The sequence below is a fragment of the Brevundimonas sp. UBA5866 genome (assembly GCF_002432125.1).
Taxonomy (GTDB): Bacteria; Pseudomonadota; Alphaproteobacteria; order Caulobacterales; family Caulobacteraceae; genus Brevundimonas.
Window position 1 is genome coordinate 1 of the sequence record NZ_DJFS01000059.1, and the last position, 8338, is coordinate 8338.

The following is an 8338-nucleotide window of genomic DNA, read 5'->3' on the forward strand; positions in this document are numbered from 1 at the left end:
CCCTTGCGGACCGACACCGCCGCCAGACGGTTGGCGCCGCGCGCGTCCAGCAGGCTGTCCTCGGTCAGGGTGCCCGGCGTGACCACGCGCACCACATCGCGGCGCACCACCGCCTTGGAGCCGCGCTTCTTGGCCTCGGACGGGTCTTCCATCTGTTCGCAGACGGCGACCTTGAAGCCCTGCCGGATCAGGCGGGCCAGATAGCCATCCATCGCATGGACGGGAACGCCCGCCATCGGGATGTCCTCGCCTTTGTGCTTGCCGCGCTTTGTCAGGGTGATGCCCAGCGCCGCCGCCGCCACCTCCGCGTCGTCGAAAAACAACTCGTAGAAGTCGCCCATCCGGAAGAAGAGGATGGAGTCCGGATGGTTGGCCTTGGCCGTCAGGAATTGGGCCATGACCGGCGTCGTGCCGGCATCGGGCGTCAGGTCGACCTTGGGCGGGTGGGAAAGCGGCGCGTTCATTCGGCCTACAAGGTGGCGGATCGCGCCCCCCGCCTCAAGGGCGGGCGTGCAGATGTCCCCCGAAACCTTGCGTCAGGCAGCCTCTCAGGCGGCCTGGCCAACCCTCAGTCGGGCGCTCAGTGCCGCAGAGCTTTCCTCCAGAGCCATAGACGACCAATCCACATCGGGACATGGCGCATAGGAGGCCGCCAAAATCGCGCGCAGCTGGGCGGCGGAATTCACCTTGGCGATGACACGCTCGACCCCCGGCAGGTTCAGGGCATAGGTCAAGGCCGCCTGCATCGGGTCTACACGCGCCTCGGCCAACCGGCGGCGCACCCGCGACAGGGACGGCGCGAACACCGAATAGCCTTCCGGCAAACGGTCCGAGGTCGAGAACAGAAGGCCCTTGGCGAATACCGACGACAGATGAACCGCCACATCATGCTCGGCGAGGGTGTCGATTGTGCCGTTCTTCAGCGCCCGTTGATCCAGCACATTGCAGGGCAGTTGCACCACATCGGGACGGAAGCGGCGCGCCAGGGCTGCCGGGTTGTCCTCTATACTGGCGATGAAGCCGATTTTGCGGAACAGGCCCCGGTCCTTGAGGGCCTGAAGACGGTCCCACAAAGCGCGCCCTTCGGCACCGGCCAGATCGCCAGCATTCTGGACCAGCACCACTTCGCCCCGTGGCAGGCCCATATGTTCGAGAGAGCGGCGCGCGCGGGCCTCGGCACGATCAATACCTTCGGTCAGGCTGACGGTGCGGACCGAGACACGGAATGGCGACGGGAAGGGCCACGACTGGCCCAGCAACCGCTCGCTATCGCCTTCCGGCTTGGTCGCCACCATTGAGATACCGGCATCCGCCGCCGTCTGCAGGATCTGGCGCACAGCATCCTCCCGATGCCGCAGCGGCATAGGGCGCAGTCGATCCGGCTCAACGGCCACTGCAAGGGCCAGCCTGTCGACGGGATTATGGCTGTCAACGAATCTCACAACAGCGATTTTCGTCGATGAAGGTTTACGCGAGATTGATCAGCGGTCGGCAAAGAGAGTGAAGACGGCGTTCACTACAAAAAAATCCTAGTCCGCGTCCGGCTGCCGATCCGGATGGGCCGAGCGGAATGCCGGATGGTCGCCCGCCGCACGCTCGATCGCGACCAAAGCAGGATAGGCGGACAGATCAACCCCGAAACGTCGCGCAGAATAGATTTGAGGGACCAGATAGCAATCGGCCAGCGTCGGTGCATCGCCATAACACCACCCACGGCCGTGCAGGACCACCATCTGTTCCAGCGCCTCGAAGCCCGCACCGATCCATTGGCTGATCCAGTCCTGCGTGGCGGTTTCGTCCGCGCCCATCGCCTTGATCGCCTTCAGGACCCTGAGGTTGTTCAGGGGATGGATGTCACAGCCGATAATGGCAGCCATTGATCGAACCCGCGCGCGCGCCACGGGATCGGAAGGCAAAAGCGCGGGCTCGGGATAGGCTTCTTCCAGCCATTCCAGAATGGCCGGGCTCTGCGACAGGACCTCGCCATCATCCGTGATCAGGGCCGGGACGAGACCCTGCGGGTTCAGGGATGTGAAGGCCGCTTCCTTCTGTTGGCCAAGGCGCAGATCAACGCCCACCTGTTCATAGGACAGACCCTTGAGGTTCAGCGCGATACGGGTGCGATAGCTGGTACCCGAGCGCCAGTATCCGTGCAGGATCACTGTTGCACCACGAAGGTCAGTTTGGGCAGGCCGTCGATTTCGGCCTCGACCCGGTCACCGGGCTGCAGCGGGCCCACACCCTCGGGCGTACCCGTAAAGACCAGATCGCCAGCCGACAGCTTCCATAGCGTGGCCGCCTTGGCCAGAATGCCTTCGACATCCCAGACCATATCGTCCAGACGACCGTTCTGGCGCAGCTCTCCATTGACGCTGAGACGGATACCCGCATCCCGCGCCGGCGGCGTAAGGCTCAGGGCACCGCAGGGGGCGGACTGGTCAAAGCCCTTGGCCGCGTCCCACGGACGACCGGCCGATTTGGCGGCGGCCTGCAGGTCGCGTCGGGTCAGATCCACGCCCACGGCCCAACCCACCGGCACTGCGCCCTCCCCCAGAGCCACCACCAGCTCGACTTCATAGTGAAGATTGGCCGTAGCGGGCGGAAAGGCCGGATTTGCACCGTCGCCCACGACGGCATCGGCAGGCTTGGAGAAGAAAAAGGGATCGGGTTTGTCCGCGCCCATCTCGCGCGCATGGGCCGCATAGTTTTGGCCCACACAGTAGATACGGCGAACGGCGAAGCGTCGTGCATCACCATTTACAGGCAGGGACGAAGTCGGCGCAGGTGCGATAAGCCAATCGGTCATACCGCCAGACTAGGGAACATCTCGACCTGTTTCCAGTGGAATAACGGCAGCCGACCAACCGCGGCTTTGCCTTTTAACTAAACGGTTTAATCAAATCGGAGGGGAACTGGGTCGATCAGTATGGCGTTAGATAACAAGACCCCCTATTTTATAGTCAAGCTTGTTACGGAGCGAAGTTTCATGGCGACGTCCACGGCCCGTGAGTCTATCAAAGAAGACATCAAAACCCTGAAGGAAGACGCAGTGACCTTGAAGGAAGACGTTAAGGCCGGTGCCCGCGAGGAAGCCGCCAATCTGAAAGCCAAGGCCGCAGAGGCCAAAGCCGCCGCGCGCGATAAGGCCGAAGAGCTGGGCCACAAGGCGCGTGAATACTACGCCACCGCCCGCGAACGCAGCCGCGAGTACTATGACGAAGCGCAGGATCGCTTTGACGATGCCCAGCGCTATGTTGTCGAGCGCGTTCAGGAACGTCCGCTGCAATCCACCGCTATCGCCCTGGGCGTTGGCGTTGTGATCGGCCTTCTGCTGGCAGGCCGTCGCAGCTGATGATCCGTAAGCTCGTCAACCGGATGGTCGCTGGCGCAGTTGCCGCCAGCGCCGCCTTCGTTGCCATTGTCGCACTGGGCGCAACCCTGTTTTACGCCCTGAGCATGATGCTGTTACCGCTGGGTGCCGCAGCCATCACCGCAGGTGTCTTTGCCCTGATCGCCATTGCCGCCTATCTGGTGTTCGCCAATAAGGCCAACCCCGACGATGACGCCGATGACGAGGATGACGAGCCCGAAACCCTGCCGGGCCGTATCCTGCACATGGTCCAGCAGCGACCGGTCGTTGGCGTTGTCGCCGCACTGGCCGCCGGCGCGGTACTGCTCAAGAAGCCCGGCCTTGCCGCTATGGCTCTGGCCGCGTTCAACGATCAGGGACGCGATAAACGTGACAGCCGCTCGCGTTCAAAGTCGCGTCGCCGTCGGCGCTAAAATTTTGATTTAGTAAAGTTTTCGGGCGCATTCCTTTGGGATGCGCCCTTTTTCTGTCCGTAATCCGGCAAATAAGTCCATTTAAGGAACAGTGTCCGATTTCGCGGCGTTACCTCTTCATTCCCCCACGGCGATTAGGGCCAACCGTCCTCCCGCCTATCCAGACTGGAGAGTTAATATGCTTCGTTGGGCCATCATCTTCTTCATCATCGCAATCGTCGCGGCCTTCCTCGGCTTTGGCGGTGTCGCTGGCGCTTCTATGGAAATCGCCAAATTCATCGCCATCATTGCGCTGATCCTGTTTGTTGTGTCGCTGGTATTCGGCGGTCTCAAAGGGCGCGGTCCCCGCGTCTAGAGCACAATAGCCTGCCTGAACGGGCCGTCCTAAACGGGGCGGCCCGTTTTCAATTCCATTGCTCAGTTGAACTGGGCCATTGAGCCGCAGCGCGCACACTGGCAGGGTCGTGCGCAATGTCTGATCCCGTTCTCTTCCCCCCGACCGCTCCTCCGGCCCGCCCTGTCTCGCCGGGCCTGTATCTGGTCGCGACCCCCATCGGCAATCTGCGCGACATGACCCTGCGCGCGCTGGACGTGTTGGCCGCCGCAGACCTGGTTCTGGCGGAAGACACGCGGGTGACGGCCAAACTGCTGACGGCCTACGGGTTGAAAGCGAAACTGGAACGGTGCGACGACCACGCTTCCGCCAAGGCGGCAGCCATTGCCATCGAACACCTGAAAGACGGTGCGGTGGTGGCCCTGGTGTCGGATGCGGGCACGCCGATGGTTTCCGATCCCGGCTTTGTCGTTGCCCGCGCGGCCATTGCCGAAGGCCTGCCGGTCCATCCTGTTCCCGGTGCCTCCAGTGCGCTGGCGGCCCTGTGCATTGCAGGCCTGCCGTCGGACCGCTTCACCTTTGCCGGTTTCCTGCCGGTGAAGTCGGCGGCGCGCCGCACGGCCCTGGAAGAGCTGCGAACCACACGTCAGACCCTTGTCTTTTTCGAAAGCGGCCCGCGTCTGAAAGACAGCCTGTCAGACATGGCCGAGGTGTTGGGTACACGCGATGCCGCTGTCGCGCGCGAACTGACGAAACTCTACGAGGAATGCGTGCGCGGCACCCTGTCGGAGCTTTCGCAGGACCCACGTTGTGACAGTCCCAAGGGCGAGATCGTGATCGTGGTAGCCCCGGGCGAAGTCGAGGCCGCCAGTGAGGATGATATCGACAAGGCTTTGCGTGAAGCCTTGGGTCGCCTGCCACCGGGCGAAGCCGCTTCGGAGATTTCACGGGCTTTCAACCTGCCCCGTAAACCGCTCTACAAACGGGCTCTCGATCTGAAAGAGCAATAAGCCGCGCATGAGGGGGAAGGATAAGCGCCACCACACAGGAAGACGGGCCTACCGGGCCGGTCACCGCAACGAGTGGCTGGCCGCCTTCTATTTGATGGCCAAAGGCTATCAAATCCTGGGGTTTAGACTAAAGACTCCCATAGCCGAGATAGACGTTTTGGCACGCAGGGGACGACATCTTGTTGTCATTGAAGTAAAAAGCCGACAAGATATCAATCTTGCTCAACTTTCACTGTCCCCTGATCAGCGCGATCGCTTGTTGAGAGCTGGTTATCACCTCTGTCGCAGTCGCCCCGCATTGGGACGCCTGACTCCACGACTGGATCTGATCGCTCTTTCGCCTCGTCGATTTCCGCGTCATGTTCGGGGTCTTACGACTGACGGACGGCAGCTCATTTGACCCGCGAAGAAGCTATCGCCTTTCTGGAATATGCCGGAAAGACAGACGATAATAGCTTCCCGACACTGGAAGCCACCATCGCCTGCGCGCTGCACGATGTTCCGTTCCGTGATGCCTCGCCCGTGCGCCAACTGGTCGAAGATGCAGCCAAAAGACTGCGCGAGCGGGTGGAAAAGGAGTCTCCTGACGAGGCTCTGACCGAAACGATGGCGGGCGATTTCCGCCTCAATGGCGACTTGCTGAACGACGAGAGTACCGTCGGCGCCGATATCATCGACGTTACGGAATCTCGGCGCGGCCTATCGGCCCTGCTGGTCATACTCTATCTGGAAGCCGCCCGCCGCGCAGGACTAGAGGCCGCCGCTGTCGACTTCCCCGGACACGTTCTGCTCAGGGTCGAAACACCGGATGGACCTGTTGCGCTCGATCCCTTCAGTCAGGGACGGCTGGTCCTGCCCAGCGAACTGACGCGGCGCGCTCTGCATGCCGGGCTGACCCTTCACGTGGCTGACCGTCTGGATCTGCTGATGGCCCCCATCAGCGAGCGGCAAGCGGTCCTTCGCCTGCAAAACATCATCTTTGCCCGCGCGATGCAGATGGGTGAATACGAACTGGCAGAGCGTTCGGCCTATCGACGCGCCCTGTTGGATCCCGCGGACCACCGCCCGTGGTTGGACGTCGCGACGGCCCGTGAGCGCCAGGGCATTCTGCATGGCGCAATGGCCGCTATCGCCCATGCTCGCGAACTCAGCGAAACTTCCGAGGTGTCCACCGCCTACAGCCTGCACAAACTGCGGCTTAGGTTGAACTAATCGGACGAAAGTCCATGCCCGCGCCTTGCGAACGACGGCCCGCGTCGCCAAACAGGAAGGGCACGCGTCAGCTTAAAGGAAATGCCATGCTCAAGGTCGCCATCCAGATGGACCCGATCGAGAACGTCAACGTCGAGTCCGACACGACCTTCCTGATGGCCCTTTCCGCACAGGCGCGCGGCCACAGGCTGTGGGTCTATGATTTCCGCACCCTCGCTCTGGACGAAGGCCACCTCTACTGCCGCGCCCGTCCTGTCACGGTGAAGAAAGTTCAGGGTCAGCACGTCGAGTTCGGCCCCGAGGTGAAGCTGGACATGGAGAACGACATCGACGTCGTCCTGATGCGTCAGGACCCGCCGTTCGACATGGCCTATGTCACCGCCACCTATCTGCTGGAACGCATCCATCCCAAGACGCTGGTGGTCAATGATCCGGCAGAGGTCCGCTCGGCCCCCGAAAAGCTGATCGCCACCCTCTTCCCGCAGCTTCAGCCGCCGACGCTGGTGACGTCCGATCCGGTCGCCCTGATCGACTTCCACAAGCGCCACGGCGATGTGGTGCTCAAGCCCCTGCATGGTGCCGCCGGTTCGGGCGTCGTGCGCCTGAAGGCCGACGATCCCAATCTGGAAGCCCTGATCGAAATCCATGCCGCCGCCTCGCGCGATCCGCTGGTGATTCAGAAATTCATTCCGGCCGTGTCGGCGGGCGACAAACGCATCATCCTCGTGGACGGCGAGCCTGTCGGCGCAATCAACCGCATCCCCGCCAAGGATCAGGTCCGCTCCAACCTGCGCGTCGGCGGCACTGCCGCTCCGGTCGAACTGACCGAGCGCGACAGGGAAATCTGCGCCACCATCGGCGGCTTCCTGAAGGAACGCGGCCTGATCTTCGTGGGCATCGACGTGATCGGCGACTATCTGACCGAGATCAATGTCACCTCGCCCACCGGCGCCCAGCAACTGCTAGACTTTGCCGGTATCGATGCCACCGACATCATGTGGCAGGTCATCGAGAAGAAGCGTCAGGCCGCCTGACGCCCAACTTCGTAACAACGTTATTGCAAAGCTTGTAAGTTCGTGATTTGTTCACCCGCATAAAGGCGGGGGAACGGTCATGGTGGCGCGTGTAGTGACACTGGCATTCGACGGCGTCGAAGCAAGACGGGTGGATGTCGAGGTCCAGTTGGTGGCCACGCCACAGGGGGCCTTTTCCATAGTGGGCCTGCCCGACAAGGCCGTGGCCGAGAGCCGCGAGCGTGTGCGCGGGGCCTTCGCCGGCATCGGCCTGGCCCTGCCGCCCAAGAAGATCATCGCCAATCTGGCCCCCGCCGACCTGCCCAAGGAGGGCAGCCATTTCGACCTGCCGATTGCGCTGGCGCTACTGGCGTCTATGGGCGTGATCGGACCTGACGCGCTGGACGGCTGGGCCGCCATCGGCGAACTGGGACTGGATGGCCAGATCGCGGGCGTGGGCGGTGCCCTGCCTGCCGCCGTCTCGGCGTCCTCAATGGGCCTGGGGTTGATCTGTCCCGAAACAAACGGCCCCGAGGCCGCATGGGCGGGCGATGTGCGGATACTGGCACCGCGCTCGCTCATTTCCCTGATCAACCATTTCAAGGGCCAGCAAATCCTCAGCGCGCCAAAGCCGGGGGATATGAGCGAGGATCAACACACCCCCGACCTGCGTGACGTCAAAGGACAGGAGGGGGCCAAGCGGGCGCTGGAAATCGCTGCGGCGGGCGGCCACAATCTGTTGTTCATCGGTCAGCCCGGCTCGGGCAAGTCCATGTTGGCGCAGCGTCTGCCCGGATTATTGCCGCCCCTGTCGCCCTCCGAGCTTTTGGAAACGTCGATGGTCTGGTCGGTTGCGGGCCTGATCGAGCGCGGTGCCCTGACACGCGAACGCCCCTTCCGCGCCCCGCACCATTCGGCATCGATGGCGGCTCTGACGGGCGGCGGGCACCGCGCCAAGCCGGGCGAGGCCTCGCTGGCCCACAATG

General features: G+C 62.7%; 11 protein-coding genes and 1 pseudogene. 8 read left to right on the top strand and 4 right to left on the bottom strand.

Annotated elements, in window-relative coordinates:
* The 4 genes and pseudogenes from B3H86_RS06620 to B3H86_RS06635 form a co-directional block, all read right to left on the bottom strand.
* Nucleotides 1-464 (bottom strand): annotated as a pseudogene (locus B3H86_RS06620) (DNA mismatch repair protein MutS); the annotation flags it as partial.
* 84 nt (nt 465-548) lie between these two features.
* The gene (locus B3H86_RS06625; protein WP_292052195.1) at nt 549-1442 is read right to left on the bottom strand and encodes an aldo/keto reductase; all 894 of its coding nucleotides are present in this window, start codon (nt 1440-1442) and stop codon (nt 549-551) included.
* Nucleotides 1443-1529: 87 nt separating this feature from the next.
* Nucleotides 1530-2162 carry a maleylacetoacetate isomerase gene (maiA, locus tag B3H86_RS06630; RefSeq protein WP_292052196.1) on the bottom strand — a complete coding sequence of 211 codons (633 nt, stop codon included), beginning with the start codon at nt 2160-2162 and terminating at the stop codon, nt 1530-1532.
* On the bottom strand, nt 2159-2806 hold the full coding sequence (locus B3H86_RS06635) for a fumarylacetoacetate hydrolase family protein (RefSeq protein ID WP_292052197.1): 648 nt from the start codon (nt 2804-2806) through the stop codon (nt 2159-2161). The genes maiA and B3H86_RS06635 overlap by 4 nt, the downstream gene beginning before the upstream one ends.
* 180 nt (nt 2807-2986) lie before the next feature.
* Between B3H86_RS06635 and B3H86_RS06640 the strand changes: the two genes are divergently transcribed.
* The 8 genes from B3H86_RS06640 to B3H86_RS06675 form a co-directional block, all read left to right on the top strand.
* The gene (locus B3H86_RS06640) at nt 2987-3352 is read left to right on the top strand and encodes a DUF883 family protein (protein ID WP_292052198.1); all 366 of its coding nucleotides are present in this window, start codon (nt 2987-2989) and stop codon (nt 3350-3352) included.
* The gene (locus B3H86_RS06645) at nt 3352-3783 is read left to right on the top strand and encodes a hypothetical protein (protein WP_292052199.1); all 432 of its coding nucleotides are present in this window, start codon (nt 3352-3354) and stop codon (nt 3781-3783) included. The genes B3H86_RS06640 and B3H86_RS06645 overlap by 1 nt, the downstream gene beginning before the upstream one ends.
* Before the next feature lie 178 nt (nt 3784-3961).
* Entirely contained in the window at nt 3962-4138 is a 177-nt protein-coding gene (locus B3H86_RS06650) for a DUF1328 domain-containing protein (RefSeq protein ID WP_292052201.1), read from the top strand.
* Nucleotides 4139-4254: 116 nt separating this feature from the next.
* Entirely contained in the window at nt 4255-5127 is an 873-nt protein-coding gene (gene rsmI / locus B3H86_RS06655; RefSeq protein ID WP_292052203.1) for a 16S rRNA (cytidine(1402)-2'-O)-methyltransferase, read from the top strand.
* A gap of 7 nt (nt 5128-5134) precedes the next feature.
* On the top strand, nt 5135-5527 hold the full coding sequence (locus tag B3H86_RS06660) for a YraN family protein (RefSeq protein ID WP_292052205.1): 393 nt from the start codon (nt 5135-5137) through the stop codon (nt 5525-5527).
* Nucleotides 5524-6339: a transglutaminase family protein gene (locus B3H86_RS06665; protein ID WP_292052207.1), complete on the top strand. Its 816-nt coding sequence runs from the start codon at nt 5524-5526 to the stop codon at nt 6337-6339. The genes B3H86_RS06660 and B3H86_RS06665 overlap by 4 nt, the downstream gene beginning before the upstream one ends.
* A gap of 86 nt (nt 6340-6425) precedes the next feature.
* Nucleotides 6426-7373 carry a glutathione synthase gene (gene gshB / locus B3H86_RS06670; protein ID WP_292052209.1) on the top strand — a complete coding sequence of 316 codons (948 nt, stop codon included), beginning with the start codon at nt 6426-6428 and terminating at the stop codon, nt 7371-7373.
* Nucleotides 7374-7452: 79 nt separating this feature from the next.
* Nucleotides 7453-8338: YifB family Mg chelatase-like AAA ATPase (locus B3H86_RS06675; protein WP_292052211.1), on the top strand; the 886-nt coding region annotated here is incomplete at its 3' end.